Here is a 19,396-nt window from a genome sequence, read left to right as displayed (position 1 = left end):
CTATGAATTAATTAATTAATTAATGTCTTCCCACATCACTTCCAAATCGTCAATAGTTTCCTGGAATTCATTGTCATCAGAGGTTATGTTTGCAACAAACATAGGCATTCCTTTTAGTCTTGGAATATCCATTTTTTTCATTTCTTCACTTGATTTGGCAAGTTTACTTTGTATAGCATCTAAGAGCTCTGGCGCAATTCTCTTTTCATTCAACTCTTTGTATCTAAAGGCAACACGGTTACCGTACTACAAAACACTGAACCGCAACTCTGTAGAACAATTAAAGATAATTCCCATTATCAATCGTTAGCAATCATTTTCTTGGCTCCTTTTCCAAGCCAGGTAGTTATTGTGACAAAACCATCCTTCGACTACCCCCCCCCCGTCCAATCTGGCACGGGCAGACACTCAGAAGATGATGTCACACTGAGTAAAAACCAGTGAAAATATTCTTGACATATATGTGTTATTGATGCATATTTATACACATAAAAAAACACATTGAAAGATACTCAATTATGAGAACAACGTTAAATATTGAAGATAAATTAATCAGTAAAGCATCGAAATTGACCGGTGTCAAGGAAAAGACAGCCCTTGTAAAATTGGGGTTAGAAGCCCTGATTGCAATAGAGAGTAGCAAGAGACTTGCTAAATTGGGAGGTACTGAGAAGAAGTTGAAAATGGTACCCAGAAGAAAAGCAGGAAACGTATAAAATGCTTCTTGTTGACACGTCAGTGTGGGTATCTCACCTCAGAGAAGGTAATGCCGGGCTTACGAACTCATTGAACAATGGTGATGTGATCTGTCATCCATTCATTATTGGCGAGCTGGCTTGTGGACATCTCCGAAACAGATCAGAGATACTTTCACTCCTTCAAACCCTACCCATGGTGGTCCAGGCGGAGCATGAAGAGGTTCTGCTTTTTATTGAGAATAATAAATTGATGGGAAAAGGATTAGGATATATTGACATCCATTTGCTTGCTTCGGCTGTATTGGAACAAACTCCTATCTGGACGCTTGACAAAAAACTTAATGAAATATCTATAAAACTTGGATTGAGTATTACTAAAAATAAAGAAATATGAACAAAATGATAGATTATTCAGTTGTAAAAAGCGCATTGAAACATTCCTTGATGTTAAGTTTGTTATTGGTATTATTGGGGCAGGTTTCCTGTACGCCTAATCATCCATATCCAAAATCGGAGAGAGCCCAGCCGATTTTTTATTCGGTCTATTCTGAGCCACCGAAGCATCTGGATCCGGCTATCTCTTACTCTTCGGACGAGTACGCGTTTCTGGAACTGGTTTATGAGCCTCCTTTTCAATATCACTTCCTGAAACGACCTTATGAACTAGAACCGTTAACGGCGAAGAGAATTCCGGTTGCTGAGTATTTTGACACTGATGGCAGGAAACTACCTGCCAATACTGATATGAAGCAGGTTAAAAAAGTTGTCTATACAATAGAGATTAAAAAGGATATTGAATATCAGGACCATCCCTGCTTTGTGAAAACAGAATGGCCTGAAGAGACATTAGAGAGCGTTGATAGTATTACGGATTTTCCTGAAGTTGCAACTCGGGAACTCAAAGCAATTGACTATATCAACCAGATCAAACGACTGGGCGATCCGAGATTGCCATGCCCGATTCTCCCTATCATGGCAAAGTACATTGATGGCCTCAGAGAGTTTACAGACGCTTTAGCTGAAGATCTTACAGCCGAGAGAGAACGCAGACGCGAGAAACATGGGGCGACTTATAACCGGGAACAGGATGAAAAGGCAAACCCAATCCATCTGGATTTGAATAAACATCCTTTTCCAGGAGTTGAATTAATAGATGAATATACGTATCAAATTGTTTTGAAAAGACCATACCCTCAGATCCTTTACTGGCTGGCGATGCCTTTTTTCGCACCTATGCCTCAGGAGGCCATAGATTTCTTTGAACAGGGAGTTCTCCGTGACAAGGGGATCACTATTGACCGTTACCCTCTGGGAACAGGGCCTTATCTAATTGAGGAATATAATCCTAATCTGGAATATGTTTTTGTGGCTAATGAAAACTTCCATAACGAATTATATCCATCAAGAGGAGAAGATGGAGACAGGGAGAAAGGCCTGCTCAGGGACGCGGGTAAAAAGCTCCCTTTTCTGAAGAAAATTATTTTTAAGAAGGAGAAGGAGTCGATACCATTGTGGAATAAATTCCTTCAAGGTTACTACGACACTTCGGGTATCTCCAAGGACAGCTTTGGAGAGGCAATACAGATTTCAACCCATGGAAATGTTGAAGCTTCAGAGTTTTTAAAACAGAGGAATATCAGCCTGCTAACGAGTGTCAGTCCATCGACCATGTATATAGCGTTCAATATGAGCGATCCGGTTGTTGGAGGATACACCGAAAAGCAGAGAAAGTTGAGACAGGCTTTTTCCATTGCAATTGACATGGAGGAATATATTCAAATATTTGCTAATGGGCGTGGTACATCTTCACATAGCCCACTGCCACCAGGGATATTCGGTTATGAAAAGGAGAAGGCAGGTATGAACCCTGTGGCATATTATTGGGATGAAAAATCTCAAAGCGCAAAGCGCAGAAAAATAGAAGAGGCCAGAAAGCTATTAGCAGAAGCAGGGTATCCGAATGGAAAAGACAGGGACGGACATCCTCTGGAGATCACGTTTGTTAATTCCTGGTATTCACCGGCACTTGGACCACGTATAATATGGTTTGAGAAACAGTTTACAAAGCTCGGTGTTGTTATGAAAAATGAGACTTCTGATTATAATCGTTATCGAGAAAAGATAGATCAGGGAAATTACCAGTTTACCATGTGGGGTTGGAATGCGGATTATCCCGATCCTGAGAATTTTCTTTTTCTGCTCTACGGCCCGAACTCCCGAGAGAAATACAAAGGTGAAAATACTTCAAACTATGATAATCCTGAATTCAATAGACTATTCAAAAAGATGGAGACTATGCCTAGTGATCCGGAGCGTCTGGCGATTATCAGACAGATGAAAGAGATTCTGTACAGGGACAGCCCCTGGGCAGGAGGACTTAACCCTGTTGCTTATGGGTTGTTCCATGAGTGGTACTCAAATGCGAAACCAAACGCAATGTACAGAGGTGCTTTGAAGTTCAAAAGGATTGACCATGTCCTACGTGAAGAAAAAAGAGCAGCATGGAACCAACCCAGATTCTGGCCCGTGATTTTAGCATTGATTTTATTGGGTCTGGGAACAGTACCGGCTATTAACACTATTCGCCGCCGCGGAAAGGCTACAGCATGAATCTATTCAGATTTACATTCAGGCGAGTTCTTTACTTTATACCGGTTATTTTTCTGGTAAACCTTCTGACATTTTTCCTGTTTTTTGTACTGAATCCACCTGATATGATGGCAAAGAAAATTCTTGGTGATAAAAATGTAACACCCGAAGCGATTGAGAAGTGGAAAAAGGACCACAGTTATCATCTACCCCGCGTCTTTAATTCAGAAGAAAAGGGGCTATCTAAGATTACACAGACAATTTTTGTCCAGAAATCGGTAAGGCTTTTAAAATTTGATTTTGGCAAATCTGACAGAAATAATCTTGATATCGGAAAAGAGATCAGACACCGAATGGTACCTTCCCTGACAATAACAGTCCCAATGTTATTCTTGAGTTTGATAGTATGCATCAGCACGGCGTTGATTGTCGCTTTTTACCGGGGAACATATGTAGATTTATGGGCTTTAATCCTCTGTGTCTTCATGATGTCAGTCTCTATGCTGTTTTATATTATCGGGGGACAGTTTATATTTGGAAAATTATTGAAACTGTTCCCAATATCAGGTTATGAATCCGGTGTCTACTCCTGGAAATTTGTTTTCCTGCCAGTAGTTGTCGGAGTAATCTCCGGTATTGGCGCGAGTGTCAGATTTTACCGGACGGTCTTTCTGGAAGAGATAAATAAGGACTATATCAGGACTGCCAGATCAAAGGGGTTGTCTGAGAGTGTGATACTTTTCAAGCATTGCCTGAAAAATGCTATGATCCCACTCCTTACAAATATTGTAATGAGCATTCCTTTCTTATTTATGGGCTCTTTCCTTCTGGAGATTTTTTTCGGGATTCCGGGATTAGGAAATTTTACCATAGAAGCTATTGACGCACAAGATTTTGCGATTGTCAGGTCGATGGTTTTTCTGGGATCTCTACTTTACATAGTAGGTTTAATTTTGACAGATATCAGTTATACACTGGTAGATCCAAGAATAAGGTTTAGGTGAAACATGATAACAGCTAAAACATGGTCAGAATCTATTCAATATAATTACTCTCTGCAAAATGTGATTGCTACTATTGTTTCCCTCGCAATTATCTATTTTATTTATAATTCGATCAATGACGAAAGAAGGAGGGAAATATGGCGTTACATATTTAGAAGGAAGCTGGCAGCCGTATCTTTTTTTATCCTCTGCTTCTTCGTGTTGGTTGGTATTGCGGATAGCTTTAAGTGGCGAGATCCACTTCTTGACAATACAGGGGATGTTTCCCTCGATTCAAAAGGTGAGGTTATATATCAAAATAGTGCACTTTCAATATTAGATCGTGTCTGTACCGGTATTCGTACTAATAATGAAAAGACCTATTCCGCTCCAATCTCTGACCATCAATTTACCAAAGATCTCATACAAAATGAAAAAGGGGAAAGTGTCTGGTATCAGGAAAAACTTAATTATCCCAGAAAACATATTCTAGGTACGGACGTTGTAGGAAGAGACGTCTTGTATATCTGTCTTAAAGGGATCAGGACAGCTCTTATCATCGGCGGATTTACGACTATGATATCAATACCGATCGCCTTAATCCTGGGTGTTATTGCCGGATATTTTGGTAGATGGCCGGATGTATCAGTGCAGTTTGTTTATTCCACAATCGGATCTATTCCATTTGTGCTGATTGCAGCAGCTTATATTTTGATTCAGGGAGCAAGCATATTCAACCTCTGTGTAATTATGGGAGTAACAGGGTGGACTTCCCTGTGCCGACTTCTCAGAGGAGAGACTTTAAAGACCAGAGAATTGGATTATGTCCAGGGAGCTATTGCGTTAGGGTCAAGCAACATACGAATCCTCTTCAGGCATATTGTACCCAATATTTTTCATCTTGTCCTGATAACGAGTGTTCTGGGTTTCAGCCATTTAGTATTGGCAGAAGCTGTTTTGAGTTATTTGAAAATTGGAGTGGGACAAAGTACTTATAGTTGGGGCAATATGATTAATCAGGCGAATCTGGAACTGGCTCGCGAACCTGTAGTCTGGTGGAACCTGTTGGGAGCATTTATATTTATGATGGCATTGGTATTGCCGGTAAACCTGTTTGGAGACACCCTCAGAGATGCCCTCGACCCAAAAATGAGAGGGCAGAAATGAACGAAATTGTCCTTGAAGTCAAAAACCTGAAAACCCACTTTCATACGAATGAAGGGGTAGTGCCTGCTGTTGACGGAGTTGATTTTACTCTTAAAAAGGGCAAAACGCTTTGTGTTGTGGGTGAATCCGGTTGTGGTAAATCTGTGACAGCATATACTGTCATGCGTCTGATCCCGATGCCTCCTGGAAAAGTGGAAAGCGGAGAGATCCTTTACAAAGGGAAAAACCTCGTCAAGCTGACAGAAAACGAGATGCGTAACATCCGTGGTAATGAAATAGCCATGATATTTCAGGAGCCAATGACCTCACTCAATCCTGTTTATACTATCGGCAATCAGATCATTGAAGCAATAGTGATTCACCAACAGGTTAAACCAAAGGAGGCCAGGAAGCGTGCCATCAAAATGCTTACAAAAGTTGGGATTCCTGATGCTGAAAAGCGAGTTGATGAATATCCTCACCAGATGTCAGGAGGCATGAAGCAACGAGTCATGATAGCAATGGCCCTGAGCTGCAACCCGGATGTTCTGATAGCAGATGAACCGACCACGGCTCTTGATGTGACAATTCAGGCGCAGATACTTGATCTTTTACAGCACCTCCAATCAACCGAAGGGATGTCTATTTTGTTGATTACTCACGATCTGGCGGTGGTAGCTGAGGTAGCTGACGAGGTCCTGGTAATGTATGCCTCCAAGGTAGTCGAGAAAGCCAGAGTTATTGAAGTATTCCAGAACCCTAAACATCCTTACACACAGGGCCTTATAGAGGCCGTCCCACAACTGGGAAACCGGGTGGACAGATTAAATGAGATTCCGGGCCAGGTACCGAAACCTCAGAATTATCCAAAAGGCTGTCATTTTGCTGACCGTTGTACTCAGGTCATGGATATCTGCCGAAAGAAGGACCCTGGAATAACGGAAGTCGGCACTGATCATTATGTTTCCTGCTTTTTATATGAGGAGGAAAAATGAATCTTCTGGAGGTAAAAGGACTAAAAACATACTTCACTACGAAGAAAGGAATGTTTTCCAGAACTACCAGCCATGTCAAGGCCGTTGATGGAGTGAGCTTTGATATTGGCAGGGGAGAGGTGCTGGCACTGGTCGGTGAATCAGGCTGCGGCAAAACTACAATAGGCAGGACTATTTTAAGGTTAATTCCAGCTACTGAGGGCAGTGTCAATTTTAATGGTACGAATGTTCTTACTGCTGACAGGAAATCTCTTTTTAATTTGCGAAAAAAAATGCAGATTGTTTTTCAGGACCCTTTTTCTTCTTTAAACCCACGCATGACAGTTGGACAATTAATTTCAGAAGGCTTAATAATTCATCGTATTGGAACATCTGCCCAGAGACGTGAGAAGAGCGCGGAATTATTAAAAAAAGTTGGGTTATCTCCAGATTATATGAAACGCCATCCCCATGAATTCTCCGGCGGGCAGCGGCAGCGAATAGGAATTGCACGAGCACTCTCTCTTAATCCAGACTTTATTATTTGTGATGAAGCAGTATCGGCGTTAGACGTTTCGGTCCAGGCCCAGGTATTGAATCTACTTACGGATTTAAAGAGGGCGTTTAATCTAAGCTATCTCTTCATTGCACACAACCTTTCAGTAGTTGAACATATTGCGGACCGGATCGCGGTAATGTATCTGGGCAAGATCATGGAGTTGACAGACAGGGACACTCTTTTCTCAGATCCCAGACATCCATATACCAGGGCATTGTTCTCTGCCATTCCAGAAATTACGCCGGGCAAACGTAAGAAGAGGGAATTGCTGAAAGGTGATATTCCATCTCCTTCTTCACCTCCATCCGGCTGTTGCTTTCATACCCGTTGCCCTATAATGGTAGAAAGATGCAAGATAGAAATACCTGAGCTGAGGATAATTTCGGAAGGTCATCAAGTCGCCTGCCATGAGGTCCACATATAATATGCTTTAACAATGAGTAAACGGAAGTGACAAATGTCTATTACGTATAAACAATTAAAAACGCTTGAAGATTTAACCCCTTGTGAAGGCCTGCAGGAAGCAGTATGGAAATTCAACAAAAGTGATATAATACCTCCAAGATTCATGAGGATATTATGCAAACATGGCGGGTTTGCAATGGGAGCTTTTGATGAGAGTAAAATGGTAGGTTTTGTATTTGGTGTTCCAGCAATCCATTATGAAAGACCGTCCCAACATTCACATCTGCTTGCGGTCCTTCCAGAATATCGCAATCATAACATAGGCTACAAATTGAAGTTAGCACAACGAGAAGATGCCCTGAGCCGCAATATAGATCTTATAACATGGACTTTTGATCCACTGCAATCCAGGAACGCCCACCTGAATATTAACAAGCTCGGAGCCATAGCCTGCAGTTACGATATTAATCTGTATGGAGAGAGCTCTTCAAGTAAACTACATAGCGGGTTGGGTACAGACCGCCTTCTTGCTGAATGGTGGCTTGTCAGTGATAAAGTTAATACCATTATTGGCGGACATGATCATGACACGGTAAAGAAGAGAAGTGTAAATGGTGTTAAAATTAATAGAACAGAACATGATAAGCAGGGCCTGCTTATCCCTCAAGATCCGGATTTATCACAGACAGCTGATAAGCTACTGCTGGAAATACCGGATGATATTGAAAAAATTAAGGGCTTAAACATACAAACTGCACGCAAATGGCGAGAAGTCGTCCAGAAATCATTCATTAATTATTTTAATGCCAGGTATTACATTAACTATTTACAAGTAGAACAAGAGGGCAACACTCGACGAGTCTACTATGTTTTTGAACGTCTGACAACGCAATACAGACCTATAACTCTCTACTGAAGCGCAAACCATAACATGCTGTAAAAATCTTACATACACGTTTTTTCCACTAAATATAGTAAGAAAAGTCAGATTTTTTAAAGACATTTTTAAGAAATTACAGTATAATCCGTGACATTTTGAAAATTGAGAAATGCAAAGAATACCGTTTACCTATTAGCTGTATAATAATTTTGAAAGAGGCAAATGTACAAATTTAGAAAAGAACCCTGGCAGGAAGACGGACAATGGCAGGAACAGATTAGAGACCAGGTTGATACTATAGAAAAACTGAGACAATATATAAATATTACTCCTGACGAAGAGGATGCGATAAATACATTAAAAATGAGATGGGGAACAACACCATACTATGCTTCTCTTATGGATAGAGACGATCCTTGTTGCCCTGTAAGAAAAATGATTATCCCTTCAATGAAGGAAACTGAAAACACTTATGGAATTCCAAATTATTTAGTAATTAAAGAGAATAGAGAGAAAACTGACAGGTTTGGAGAAGATGAAAAAAGACCGGACAGTGTGGCCCGGCAGTATATAGACCGTGTCGCGTTTACTATCACCGATGTATGCCCAAGCTATTGCAGGTACTGTTTTAGAAGAGAAGCCGTAATTGACAAGGACCTGCGCTTACGATTCGATGTTGATGAAGGATTAGAATGGATTCGTAAACACGAAGAGATTCGGGATGTGTTACTGACCGGAGGTGATCCATTTATGTTGTCAGATGAGAACATAAGGTACTTAATCGAAAGTCTTAGAAGTATTCCACATCTTGAAATGATACGTATCCACACAAAGATGCCAATTACCTGCCCACATCGAATAACGGAAAGTCTTCTCGACATATTAGGTCAGGAGCATGATATACCAATCTGGATAAATGTACATATTTGCCATCCAAAAGAGATTACTGACAAAATAAGAAAAGTGATCTGGGATCTGCTTCACACGGGCATTAACGTTGGGAATCAAGGTGTAGTACTTAAGGGTATAAATGACGATGTCGAAACCTTCCAGAAACTTCACCAGAAACTTCTGTCTGTCCGAATAAGACCATATTATATGTTCCACTGTCAGCTTGCACCCGGTGTTGACCATTTCAGGGCACCTGTGGAGAAAGGAGCAGAATTAATTAGAGACGGAATCCGTGGCCATACAACCGGATTAGCACAGCCGATGTATGCTGTTTCCACAAAAGTTGGAAAAATTCCATTAATGCCGGATTATTATATTAAAGGAAATGGTGGAGAGCGTTACAAACTAGAAAGTTATAAGGGTGAGACTCTTTATATTCCATATATTCCTGAATAACTGTCCACCGTCTATGATTAATCACCCATACCGTAAGCTCCTGCGGCAGCAATTGATGAGATGATTACTCAACAAGTTATATGCAGGTATATAATAAAACAACTGCCCATCCCTATAGATAATAACTCTATCCGGATCTTTATTATACAGTTGCTTTGCCAGGTTATGAGGGAAAAAGACGGTATCCACCTCAACAACATCCTCAGCAAAGCGATGCAGAAATCTCGCAACAGATAACCCGCATGTCAATCCAATTGCTTTTGTACTAAACCGGCCTTTTGGATGTGAACGCTTGGTGCCAAAGCGAAGAATAGCATAAAATTCTTCCGCCTCACTACCTGTAATATTGAACTCAAAAATTTCAACAGCATGTGTGTTAATAGTTTTTCGCCAGTCCAGATATTGATTAAGACTTGGGACTTTTTCGCTCATCACATCATCCCTGCGTTTCGCATCCATATAGCGTTTAGTTGCGTAATCCCTATTATGACGTGCCGCCGGACCTAAATAACGGATTTGAGTGGCAAAAGCTCCAGCCGGATCCCAGAAAAGTGGACCTTTTGACGGAGAATATAAGCGTAATGCAGTATGCTTACAAGACGTCGTATGATACATAACCATTACATGAAGTTTTGCCTGTTCAGGATTGTCCTCCAGGCTTTTTGGGTCACATTCGTTGGCTTTCCAACTCACAGGCAGCATTGGAGGATATGAACGATGAAAACAACAGCCGGTATTAATACCGACAGCTAGAAAAAGCAATACCATTATAATTTTTTTGGCATTGAAATAAATTTCCATAAGTTTATTCAACAAAAACATAGTGTGTGCTGTCTAAAGAAAACATTTCCCTACTGTTAAGTTCTCAAAGACCGTATCGTAACCAAATCGGTAATACACTGTTAATAAGTTAATATATTATCATATGAGAAATTTCAAAGTTAAGATTATTATGTCATTCTGAATGTAGCGAAGAATCTAATCGATGAAAATCATTAAAGTCGATATATTACGCTTTCTTCCACACAGGTTACAATAGTAACTTTACTCTTATAAACGAAATATTTGTGAAAAAAAGATGTCTTGAATACAAATGAAACAGGTGTCACTATTCAGTTGCCATGCAATGTAGATATATTCACCGTTTTCATTTCAATGTCTGGAGGAATGGTAAATTTTTCCTCAGGAATAGTAACATGTTCTTTTATTTCAGTTGCAACTTTGGTTATCCTGGAAAACCCGGTCCCGGTTATTTTTTTCAGGATTATTCCATTCCATGTACAGGTTTTAACACTGGTATATTTTTTTTCCCAGACAACACAGGTTTTACCCGCAATCCATTCAAATTCAGCCTTATGAGCACCAGCATCTATTAAATTATTTTTCGTAATCTTTTCCAATTCTCTACTGGATTTTCCAACATAATCTTTATACCTTGGGTTCCTCATCCTCATTCCCGTTCTCGCATTAAGATCAATAGTATTTATCCACTGTCCATTTTCTTCGAGAATAGTTAATGTATATCGATCCACTGTTACTCCAGCCAGATCCATAGTTGTTTTTGTATATATTGCCTCACGTCTTCCCCAATCGTCATAATAAACAACCTCAGTTCCTGTTATGGTAGAACCGGATATTTCGTAATTAATAATTCCGGAAAATGACTTTGGGTAGCGCTTAGGAGTACTTGTGCCAGCATGGACATTTGCACAGATAATAACTGACACAAAAAATAGAATAAAGGAATTCAGTATTTTCATATAATTACACCTATTAGTCCTAATGTAATGCATTTACCAACCTAGAGTCTTTACTGTCTGGTATACCGTAGAAACGAATGGTGGGTTTCTCCACTATCATTTATAAAAAATTAATACTTATGAACATAACAATTTCCTTTTAAGATTTCCAGTCTCAATGTCAATTAATCTACAACCATATCTTCAAATTATATGAAAAATCTAATATTTTTTACTCTTTCAGTGTTCTCTAATATAATTTACTGAAGGGAAATAATGATACAAATGCCCATCTTTATAAACAACTACACTATCCGGATTTTCTTGATAAAGTTTTTTTGCCAGGTTGTGAGGGTCCCAAACCGTATCCACTGTGACAATATCATCAACAAATCGGTGAAGAATTTTTCGCAACCGAGAAACCACACAGTCCTCCCATTGAATTCGTGCTGAAACGGCCTTTAGGATGTGGACGTTTAGTACCATATCGAAGAATAGTCCAGATTTCTTCGGCCTGCTCATCAGAAACGTTAAATTCAAAAATTTCAACAGCTTGCGTGTTAATACGTTTCCGCCAATCCAAATATTGGTTGATTCCGAGAACTTTCTCTACAAATACATCATTTTCACGCACAGGACCATCTTTTACCGGAGCACCGTAACACGCCTTCCCATCCGACCAGTATAACGGCGGTGGGAAGCAAAACTACCTGCCGGATCCCAGAAAACAGGACCATTTGTCCGGCTATACACTTGCAAAGCATTGTGCTCACAAGACGTTCCACTATACATAACCATCACATGGAGCTTTGCCTGCTCAGGATTATCATCCAGACTTTTCACGTTGCATTCTTTACAAAACCAGGTTTTGAGTAACATAGGAAGATTTGAACTATGGTAACAACAGCCTGCTTGTAAACCGATTACCAGGATAAATAAGACAGCCAAAATATTTTTTATCAACATCAGAATAAATTATTTTAATGAATATCAGGCAAGAACACACTTTACTATTTGAAGAAAATATTTCCAGAAAAAAATTTGTTTCGTTCTTACATCAGGCAGGTAAAGCCAAGTTGTAAGCCTGCGAATACCGAAAACAAAGAAACACATTAAAATCACAAAGATTATAGCGCATAGAAATTTACAGGTTATTCAAGCTATAATAATTTCGTTCCGAACACAAAATCCTTCATTATTTCAACCGGGATTGATATACTTGGTTCCTCATTGGATATTTCTATCCTGTCTCTCCCCTCCACCGTGGAAGAGTCAGACTGGTTTTTGAGCTTTCTTCTCCGCCCGTATTACTTAATAAGCACGGCCTATTCATTAATTTTTTTTAAGGAGCAAAATATTAGAATTGAACAGCTTGAAATACGGGAAATAAATCTACCCCTTGTTCACTATTTTGAAACCAGCTTTGGAAGGACTGAAAAACGCCGTATACTCTTGACAAAAGTATATTGTAATGGTGCCGTTGGTTATGGTGAATGTACAACCGGAGAAAAACCTTTTTTCTCTCATGAGACTGTAAATACTGCCTGGATTATTATCAAAGATATCTTAGCGCCAATCGCAATTGGAAAAGAGTGGAAAACACCATCAGAAGTTGGACATTATTTCAAACAAATCCGAGGGCATCAGATGGCACGCGCTGCAGTAGAAAATGCCTGTTGGGACATGACTGCAAGAGCCAACAAAATAGCCCTGTATGAATTGCTGGGTGGAACACGCAAAGATATCCCCTGTGGAGTATCTATAGGAATACATGACACCCCTCAGCAACTCTTAGATAAAATCAGGGCTGAAATCGAAGCCGGTTACCAGAGAATAAAGATTAAGATAAAACCGGGATGGGATTATGATATCCTTAAACTTGTCCGTACAACTTTTCCCGATATCACACTCACTGCAGACGCTAATGCCGCATATTCACTCGCTGACCTGAATCTTTTGAAACGCCTTGACGAATTTAATCTTCTCATGATAGAGCAGCCGTTAAGCCATGATGATATTATTGATCATTCATATTTACAAAGACAGATTAATACTGACATTTGCCTGGATGAACCGATTACCTCACTCGATAAAACTCGCAAGGCAATTGAATTAAAAAGTGGCAGGATTATCAACATAAAGCTGGGGCGTGTGGGCGGCTTCAGTGAGGCCATTAAGATACACGACTACTGCTATAAACACAATATTCCGGTCTGGTGCGGAGGGATGTTAGAGGCTGGCATTGGACGTTCCCATAATATAGCGATGTCAACACTCCCCGGTTTCATTCTGCCCGGTGATGTATCGGCAAGCGAGAGATACTATAGAGAGGACATCATCGAACCACCCGTCACCGTCAACAAAGATGGATTTATCAAGATACCACGGGCACCCGGAACCGGTTATGAACCAAAAGAGGAATATATCGAAAGCATTACCGTGAGGAAAGAAGTATGTTCTGCGTAGGAGCATATTGCCACGTGCCCTTTATACGCCGTACACCAATGCATTGTATCCATATGCATTATGATACCTTGTTTTGACGTTGCAATCTATCTCTCTTTTGAAAACAAGCAGAAACTGTTTGAATACCTTAATCATCCGATACACAAAAAACAGTCGAAAAAACACTCAAACCACTCGTTCGCAAGGTTGCTGTTTATGACTTTATCGAGTAAACAGTATTACTTTCATAAAAAAAAATCATTGTAATATCTTGGCCCTGTAACTATATTATTACAAGTTAGTCAGCTTTCACGAAAGAGGCTGTCCTTCGACTCCGCTCAGGATGACACCAGATGATAGAGTTATGAACGATGTCACACTGAATGGAGTCGAAGTGTTATCGACACTGAAATTCCACTAAATTAATGCAAAACGACACTTTTACAAATCCAAAAATGGTAAAGCTGGCCAGAGTCCTGATTATTATCGTAATCGTTTGGATAGTTGCCGATTTTTTTGGTATCAAGCCTACAAGCTTTTTCCAGCCAAAAGTTGCAATACGCCCGGTAACACAACCGGTGGGTGAGTTAGGCGCTGATGAAAGAGTAAACATGGAGGTCTTTGCACAATCTTCACCATCTGTCACTTATATAACCAACAAGAGGTTTCAGAGGGATTTTTTCTCTTTTAACGTTATGGAGATACCCCAGGGAACCGGTTCTGGTTTTCTGTGGGACAGTAAGGGCCATATAGTTACAAATTTTCATGTTATTTATGAGGCAGATGAAATTGAAGTCAAGCTGATGGACGGAAAAACTTACGATGCTACAATCGTTGGCGCTGATCCCGACCATGATCTGGCAGTATTACAGATTAATCCTGCAAACCTTAATATTTCGCCTTTGATGATAGGAAGTTCCAGCGATTTACGGGTCGGACAAAAGGTACTGGCCATCGGAAACCCTTTTGGATTGGATTCCACCTTGACTACCGGTATTATCAGCGCCTTGGACAGGACAATTCAGTCTATGACCAAAAGGTATATTTACGATGTTGTCCAGACGGACGCAGCCATTAATCCGGGAAATTCCGGCGGTCCTCTCCTTGATTCCTTCGGCAGGTTGATTGGTGTAAACACCGCTATCATAAGTCCCAGCGGGACTTATTCCGGTGTTGGTTTTGCGGTACCTGTAGATACGGTAAACCGGGTTGTCACGAAACTGATCAATTATGGAAAGGTAGGACGTCCGGGATTTGGCATCTCGATTATACCGGAACACATTATGTCAAGATTAGGAATTGAAGGTGTGGGAATACTTGAAGTGTTTAAAGGAAGCACGGCGGAAGAAGCCGGGCTGCGGGAAGTGAAACGCCTGCCGAACGGACAAATAGAGATGGGAGATATAATAATTGAAGTTGACGGTTCCAAGGTGAGCAAAAGTTCCGACCTTGTCAGAATTATGGACAGGCATGACGTTGGTGACGAAGTAGATATTGTCATTATCAGAAATGGCGTAAGAAAATCACTCCGGATAGCTGTTCAGTCAATTAATTAGTCTGTATAATTGCCGGGTTAATAATAATATAATTTTAGAATTCACTTAATACAGGACACTTTACGTGTGTTTAAAACATAAACAATGAAGACATAGTCGTTTATTTTTATCCTGGAAGTATTCCAGCACATAATTCAACTTTCATTTTGCACTCTTTGTCCTTGACAAACTACTTTAATAAATGTAGATTAAGCACGTCCTTATCAGACTTAAATAACACATCTATCGTAATTTACAAACCACAACGTCGATATTAAAATTTGTAAATTTGCTGAATAATATTCAAGACACTGTATATTTATCATGCTTTGTCTTGCCATTATATTAGTACAATGAAACACAACATTATGAATGCAAAATCATTCTTGAAAAAAGTGAACAGGTAATAAAAAATAGAAATTCAATTTATTAATTAATAAGAACAGCTACAATTATGGAAGAAAAGAGTAATATAACTCAGAAAAAGGAAATCGTTAATGAAAAAGACGGTTCAGTGATGGTTTATATACCCGCTGGAATATTTTTGATGGGAATTGAGAAAAATTCTGTAAATGTTGATGCTTTTTACATTGATAAGTATCCAATAACAAATAACCAATACAAGAAGTTTATGTCAGAAACAAATTATGTTGAACCGGCGTTCTGGAATGAAAAAAAATTTAACAACCCGGATCAACCTGTGGTTGGAGTGAATTGGAATGATGCTGTTGCTTATGCGAATTGGTCTGGGAAAAGACTGCCGCAAGAAAAGGAGTGGGAAAAAGCTTCCAGAGGAACAGATGGAAGGGAATATCCATGGGGAAATGTGAAACCGGATCTAAGCCTCGCTGTTTTTGATTTAGATATTTCGAAAGGTGCCCCTACAAACGTTGGAACTCATCCTTCAGGAGTCAGCCCTTTTGGTTGTTATGATATGGCAGGAAACATCTGGGAATGGTGCCAGGAATGGTACACTGAAGGAAAATACCGTGTGGTGCGTGGAGGCTCGTGGATAAATCACATGAATATTTTAAGCTGTTCCTATAGAAGCTGCAGCGTCCCGATTGGCAAGGACAACAACGTTGGTTACCGTTGTGTCAAAGACGCAACTTAGACTTAGAAGAGTAATTCCTTATCCACTATACTTTAAAAAATCCCAAGAGTATGAAAAGTCAAAATCTCCTTCAATTTTAAATTTTTCATCAAATTCTATATAAAAATCGTAAAGTTCCTTAAAATCATCTAAAGAGTCCGTTTCTGTTTTACCCATTAATCCACTTTCAACCAAATTAAAAACTATTTCTCCAAAATCACCACTTTTAGTTATACCCCACTGTTCAAAAACAATCCTTGTCATATAGCCAAATTTTTCCATTGCAAATTGTTTAATCCCCTCCGAAAGTTCCTGCCCGGTGACATGACGTTCTTGCTCTATTGAACTATTGTATTTTTTACCAAGCTGAGAAACGGTATAATCAAGTGCTTCAAAAATGAATTGATATGATTGCATTGAATAGCGACAATCTTTATTAACTAATCCTTGAAGTTTTTTCCACGTGTCATGTACATTCTTTTTACTCATATTTCATTCCTGGATCCGAAGATAAACAATTTTTATTCTTAACCGGATGGACGGCATTAGCCGAGCTCTAATTCTCTACAGAATATTCAAACCTGGGAAATACCGGAGAGCCTTTACACACTCTGGTCCCGGGACGCATCCCTCCCCACGTAAAATTATTCCCAGATGATTTGTCATCTGAAGACAACCCCAACTGCTTGCTCATCTCAGCAGCTACGTTTGGCATAAATGGCAAAACAAACAGCGAAACTACTCTTATCGATTCGGCAAGGTTGTATAGGACTTCATTAAGCCTGTTTTTCGTGCTTAATTCTTTTGCCAAGACCCATGGCTTTGAAATCTCCACATATTTATTAACCAGCCCGATGTATTCCCATATTGACTCTAACGCCTTACTAAATTGTAAGTTGTTCATTGCATGATCAACTTCATCACATAGCACCTTAGACCTCTCGGCCAATCCTTTCCCTTCGGTTGATAATGGGCCCTCATGTTCCGGCACAATACCATCACAATACTTTTCAATCATCGTCAATGTTCTATGGAGAAGATTCCCGAGATCATTCCCCAAATCACAATTTATCCTGTTAACCATAGCTTCGTACGAAAAATTACCATCCAGTCCAAATGGGACTTCTCTCAGCAAGAAATATCTATATGGATCTACACCGTATGTTTTCGTAATCTCAACAGGGTCAATCGCGTTACCTAATGATTTTGATATTTTTTTTCCTTCAAGTGTCCACCAACCATGAGCAAAAACTTGGTGAGGTACTTCTATACCCAACGACATCAACATTGCAGGCCATATAACTCCATGAAACCATAATATCTCTTTACCGATTATGTGCACTCTGGCAGGCCAATATTTCTTTCTTGTTCCAGAGACATCAAATCCTAAAGCCGTTATATAATTAAAAAGGGCATCAACCCACACATAAATGGTATGCGTATTGTCCATTGGAACATTCACTCCCCATTCAACTGCGGCCCTGCTCACACTGATATCATCTATACCACCCTCTAATCTTCTGAATAATTCATTCCGTCTCGACTCCGGTTTAACAAAATCCGGGTGTTTTTCAAAATATTCTATAAGTAAATTCTGGTATTTTGATAATCTGAAGAAATAATTTTTTTCTCTTATTTTTTCAACAGAGCGTCCACACTCCGGGCAGTTATTCAGGGACAACTGTGCTGATGTCCAGAAACTCTCACATGGGATACAATACCACCCTTCATACTCTCCTAGATAGATATCTCCATTTTCATACATTTTCTTAAATGCATTTTGTACCTGTTCTACATGACGGTTTTCCGTGGTCCTGATAAAGTCATCATTGGTTATATCAAGTGTTTGCCATAAATTTTTGTACCTATCCACCACTCTATCCGCTAACTCAACAGGATCTTCATTATTCACTTTGGCGGCCTTTTCTATCTTCTGTCCGTGTTCATCCGTTCCTGTTAAAAAGAAGACATCATAACCTCGCATCCTTTTATATCTTGCTAAAGTATCAGCAGCTATTGTCGTGTATGAATGACCTATATGAGGAATATCATTCACATAATAAATCGGCGTAGTTAAATAAAATATCTCTTTATCCACTGTGGTTCCCGCAACCGGAGCCGGTTTCAGATCCGCACCCTTTTTTTGTACCGGATCTAGCCCCTCTTACTTGCTCTAAAATTTCATTTTTCTTTACAACAATCAACTTTTTATCTTTTGATTCCATGGTTATTTTTTGTTGCAGGATATCATAATCCACAACTTCTCCAACACCCTTGGTAGTAGCGATTAACGTCCCTTTTCTTGGAAGTTTGTGTTTCATTTCTTCATATGCAGCATCCTCATATCTCAAGCAACACATTAACCTGCCACATCTACCGGAAATTTTTGATGGATCAAGAGTCGCTTTCTGATTCTTAGCCATCTTCATGGTAACCGGTTCCAGGTTCTTCAAAAAAGTCCTGCAACAAAGCTCTCTACCACAATGTTCATATTCGGCTAATAACTTAGCTTCATCTCGAACACCGATTTGTTTCATCTCAATTCTCGCTTTATATTTTTTGGCCAAATCCTTAACCAATTCTCTGAAATCAACCCTTCCTTTAGCCAGAAAATAAAAAATTATTTTTTTGCTTCCAAACAGATGCTCAACACTGGCAAGTTTCATTGGCAACTCATGTTCTTTTATTTTCTCCTGGCAAAAGCTATATTCTGAAGGGATTGTTTCTTTTTCAATTTCCTCCTGTTTTTTCTCTTCCTCTTCAGTTACCTTGTGCAACACCTCACCCATTCCGGAAATGTCACTTTCGGCATTCAACTCCAGCGGACGTGAAATTGCGACACCTAATTCTACACCACGGGTAGACCGAACAACAATCTTATCACCCTTTCTCAAATCGGCATCTTGAGTTAAAGCTTTTTCTACATTTCTTAAAATACCATATCTCACAGTTACTTGATATTTCATAGACATTTACCAGTATTTTACACAAAATAGAATGGTT

Annotated in this window: 20 protein-coding genes; 12 read left to right on the top strand and 8 right to left on the bottom strand. The window is 39.7% G+C overall.

What is annotated here, in order from left to right:
* Window positions 1–15: 15 nt before the first annotated feature.
* Complete coding sequence (locus tag SCALIN_RS17300) at window positions 16–213, bottom strand: hypothetical protein (protein ID WP_096895706.1); 198 nt, start codon at window positions 211–213, stop codon at window positions 16–18.
* Between the two features lie 305 nt (window positions 214–518).
* Between SCALIN_RS17300 and SCALIN_RS17295 the strand changes: the two genes are divergently transcribed.
* The 9 genes from SCALIN_RS17295 (at window position 519) to SCALIN_RS17255 (ending at window position 9,581) form a co-directional block, all read left to right on the top strand.
* Window positions 519–716: a type II toxin-antitoxin system VapB family antitoxin gene (locus tag SCALIN_RS17295; protein WP_096895705.1), complete on the top strand. Its 198-nt coding sequence runs from the start codon at window positions 519–521 to the stop codon at window positions 714–716.
* Between the two features lies 1 nt (window position 717).
* Window positions 718–1,092 carry a type II toxin-antitoxin system VapC family toxin gene (locus SCALIN_RS17290; RefSeq protein WP_096895704.1) on the top strand — a complete coding sequence of 125 codons (375 nt, stop codon included), beginning with the start codon at window positions 718–720 and terminating at the stop codon, window positions 1,090–1,092.
* A 5-nt stretch (window positions 1,093–1,097) separates the two neighbouring features.
* Complete coding sequence (locus SCALIN_RS17285; RefSeq protein WP_096895752.1) at window positions 1,098–3,308, top strand: ABC transporter substrate-binding protein; 2,211 nt, start codon at window positions 1,098–1,100, stop codon at window positions 3,306–3,308.
* Window positions 3,305–4,291 carry an ABC transporter permease gene (locus SCALIN_RS17280; RefSeq protein ID WP_096895703.1) on the top strand — a complete coding sequence of 329 codons (987 nt, stop codon included), beginning with the start codon at window positions 3,305–3,307 and terminating at the stop codon, window positions 4,289–4,291. Before SCALIN_RS17285 ends, SCALIN_RS17280 begins: the two co-directional genes overlap by 4 nt.
* 3 nt (window positions 4,292–4,294) lie before the next feature.
* Complete coding sequence (locus SCALIN_RS17275) at window positions 4,295–5,437, top strand: ABC transporter permease (RefSeq protein ID WP_096895702.1); 1,143 nt, start codon at window positions 4,295–4,297, stop codon at window positions 5,435–5,437.
* Window positions 5,434–6,411: an ABC transporter ATP-binding protein gene (locus tag SCALIN_RS17270; protein ID WP_096895701.1), complete on the top strand. Its 978-nt coding sequence runs from the start codon at window positions 5,434–5,436 to the stop codon at window positions 6,409–6,411. Before SCALIN_RS17275 ends, SCALIN_RS17270 begins: the two co-directional genes overlap by 4 nt.
* Window positions 6,408–7,373, top strand: coding sequence for an ABC transporter ATP-binding protein (locus tag SCALIN_RS17265; RefSeq protein WP_096895700.1), 966 nt, complete (start codon window positions 6,408–6,410; stop codon window positions 7,371–7,373). Before SCALIN_RS17270 ends, SCALIN_RS17265 begins: the two co-directional genes overlap by 4 nt.
* 33 nt (window positions 7,374–7,406) lie before the next feature.
* Entirely contained in the window at window positions 7,407–8,270 is an 864-nt protein-coding gene (locus tag SCALIN_RS17260) for a GNAT family N-acetyltransferase (protein WP_096895699.1), read from the top strand.
* A gap of 186 nt (window positions 8,271–8,456) precedes the next feature.
* On the top strand, window positions 8,457–9,581 hold the full coding sequence (locus tag SCALIN_RS17255; RefSeq protein ID WP_096895698.1) for a KamA family radical SAM protein: 1,125 nt from the start codon (window positions 8,457–8,459) through the stop codon (window positions 9,579–9,581).
* A 21-nt stretch (window positions 9,582–9,602) separates the two neighbouring features.
* Here the strand turns inward: SCALIN_RS17255 and SCALIN_RS17250 are convergent, their stop codons facing one another.
* The 4 genes from SCALIN_RS17250 to SCALIN_RS21770 form a co-directional block, all read right to left on the bottom strand.
* The gene (locus SCALIN_RS17250) at window positions 9,603–10,382 is read right to left on the bottom strand and encodes a hypothetical protein (protein ID WP_133112001.1); all 780 of its coding nucleotides are present in this window, start codon (window positions 10,380–10,382) and stop codon (window positions 9,603–9,605) included.
* A gap of 311 nt (window positions 10,383–10,693) precedes the next feature.
* A complete protein-coding gene (locus SCALIN_RS17245; protein ID WP_096895696.1) occupies window positions 10,694–11,341 on the bottom strand; it encodes a hypothetical protein in 648 nt (215 codons plus the stop codon).
* Between the two features lie 364 nt (window positions 11,342–11,705).
* The gene (locus SCALIN_RS17240) at window positions 11,706–11,954 is read right to left on the bottom strand and encodes a hypothetical protein (protein WP_096895695.1); all 249 of its coding nucleotides are present in this window, start codon (window positions 11,952–11,954) and stop codon (window positions 11,706–11,708) included.
* Window positions 11,955–11,965: 11 nt separating this feature from the next.
* On the bottom strand, window positions 11,966–12,163 hold the full coding sequence (locus SCALIN_RS21770; protein ID WP_133111999.1) for a hypothetical protein: 198 nt from the start codon (window positions 12,161–12,163) through the stop codon (window positions 11,966–11,968).
* 441 nt (window positions 12,164–12,604) lie between these two features.
* Here SCALIN_RS21770 and menC point away from each other — a divergent pair, with 441 nt between their 5' ends.
* The 3 genes from menC (at window position 12,605) to SCALIN_RS17225 (ending at window position 16,414) form a co-directional block, all read left to right on the top strand.
* Window positions 12,605–13,786 (top strand): o-succinylbenzoate synthase, encoded by a 1,182-nt coding sequence (menC, locus tag SCALIN_RS17235; protein ID WP_203415544.1) that lies wholly within the window; start codon window positions 12,605–12,607, stop codon window positions 13,784–13,786.
* 404 nt (window positions 13,787–14,190) lie between these two features.
* Window positions 14,191–15,321 carry a S1C family serine protease gene (locus SCALIN_RS17230; protein WP_203415543.1) on the top strand — a complete coding sequence of 377 codons (1,131 nt, stop codon included), beginning with the start codon at window positions 14,191–14,193 and terminating at the stop codon, window positions 15,319–15,321.
* Window positions 15,322–15,754: 433 nt separating this feature from the next.
* Complete coding sequence (locus SCALIN_RS17225; RefSeq protein WP_096895694.1) at window positions 15,755–16,414, top strand: formylglycine-generating enzyme family protein; 660 nt, start codon at window positions 15,755–15,757, stop codon at window positions 16,412–16,414.
* 18 nt (window positions 16,415–16,432) lie between these two features.
* Here SCALIN_RS17225 and SCALIN_RS17220 read toward each other — a convergent pair whose 3' ends face one another.
* The 3 genes from SCALIN_RS17220 to SCALIN_RS17210 form a co-directional block, all read right to left on the bottom strand.
* Entirely contained in the window at window positions 16,433–16,882 is a 450-nt protein-coding gene (locus tag SCALIN_RS17220) for a Minf_1886 family protein (RefSeq protein ID WP_096895693.1), read from the bottom strand.
* A gap of 67 nt (window positions 16,883–16,949) precedes the next feature.
* On the bottom strand, window positions 16,950–18,491 hold the full coding sequence (gene metG / locus SCALIN_RS17215; protein WP_096895692.1) for a methionine--tRNA ligase: 1,542 nt from the start codon (window positions 18,489–18,491) through the stop codon (window positions 16,950–16,952).
* On the bottom strand, window positions 18,484–19,359 hold the full coding sequence (locus SCALIN_RS17210) for a PSP1 domain-containing protein (protein ID WP_162532386.1): 876 nt from the start codon (window positions 19,357–19,359) through the stop codon (window positions 18,484–18,486). Before SCALIN_RS17210 ends, metG begins: the two co-directional genes overlap by 8 nt.
* Window positions 19,360–19,396: the final 37 nt, after the last annotated feature.

Source organism: Candidatus Scalindua japonica, from assembly GCF_002443295.1.
In the GTDB taxonomy this organism is placed as follows: Bacteria; Planctomycetota; Brocadiia; order Brocadiales; family Scalinduaceae; genus Scalindua; species Scalindua japonica.
Note: the sequence above shows the minus strand (reverse complement) of the source record. Positions and strands in the feature narration are given on the sequence as shown.

Coding starts and splice junctions, on each gene's coding strand:
- SCALIN_RS17295 (WP_096895705.1), top strand. CDS start 519: ATGAGAACAACGTTAAATATTGAAGATAAATTAATCAGTAAAGCATCG.
- SCALIN_RS17290 (WP_096895704.1), top strand. CDS start 718: ATGCTTCTTGTTGACACGTCAGTGTGGGTATCTCACCTCAGAGAAGGT.
- SCALIN_RS17285 (WP_096895752.1), top strand. CDS start 1,098: ATGATAGATTATTCAGTTGTAAAAAGCGCATTGAAACATTCCTTGATG.
- SCALIN_RS17280 (WP_096895703.1), top strand. CDS start 3,305: ATGAATCTATTCAGATTTACATTCAGGCGAGTTCTTTACTTTATACCG.
- SCALIN_RS17275 (WP_096895702.1), top strand. CDS start 4,295: ATGATAACAGCTAAAACATGGTCAGAATCTATTCAATATAATTACTCT.
- SCALIN_RS17270 (WP_096895701.1), top strand. CDS start 5,434: ATGAACGAAATTGTCCTTGAAGTCAAAAACCTGAAAACCCACTTTCAT.
- SCALIN_RS17265 (WP_096895700.1), top strand. CDS start 6,408: ATGAATCTTCTGGAGGTAAAAGGACTAAAAACATACTTCACTACGAAG.
- SCALIN_RS17260 (WP_096895699.1), top strand. CDS start 7,407: ATGTCTATTACGTATAAACAATTAAAAACGCTTGAAGATTTAACCCCT.
- SCALIN_RS17255 (WP_096895698.1), top strand. CDS start 8,457: ATGTACAAATTTAGAAAAGAACCCTGGCAGGAAGACGGACAATGGCAG.
- SCALIN_RS17250 (WP_133112001.1), bottom strand. CDS start 10,382: ATGGAAATTTATTTCAATGCCAAAAAAATTATAATGGTATTGCTTTTT.
- SCALIN_RS17245 (WP_096895696.1), bottom strand. CDS start 11,341: ATGAAAATACTGAATTCCTTTATTCTATTTTTTGTGTCAGTTATTATC.
- SCALIN_RS17230 (WP_203415543.1), top strand. CDS start 14,191: ATGCAAAACGACACTTTTACAAATCCAAAAATGGTAAAGCTGGCCAGA.
- SCALIN_RS17225 (WP_096895694.1), top strand. CDS start 15,755: ATGGAAGAAAAGAGTAATATAACTCAGAAAAAGGAAATCGTTAATGAA.
- SCALIN_RS17220 (WP_096895693.1), bottom strand. CDS start 16,882: ATGAGTAAAAAGAATGTACATGACACGTGGAAAAAACTTCAAGGATTA.
- SCALIN_RS17210 (WP_162532386.1), bottom strand. CDS start 19,359: ATGAAATATCAAGTAACTGTGAGATATGGTATTTTAAGAAATGTAGAA.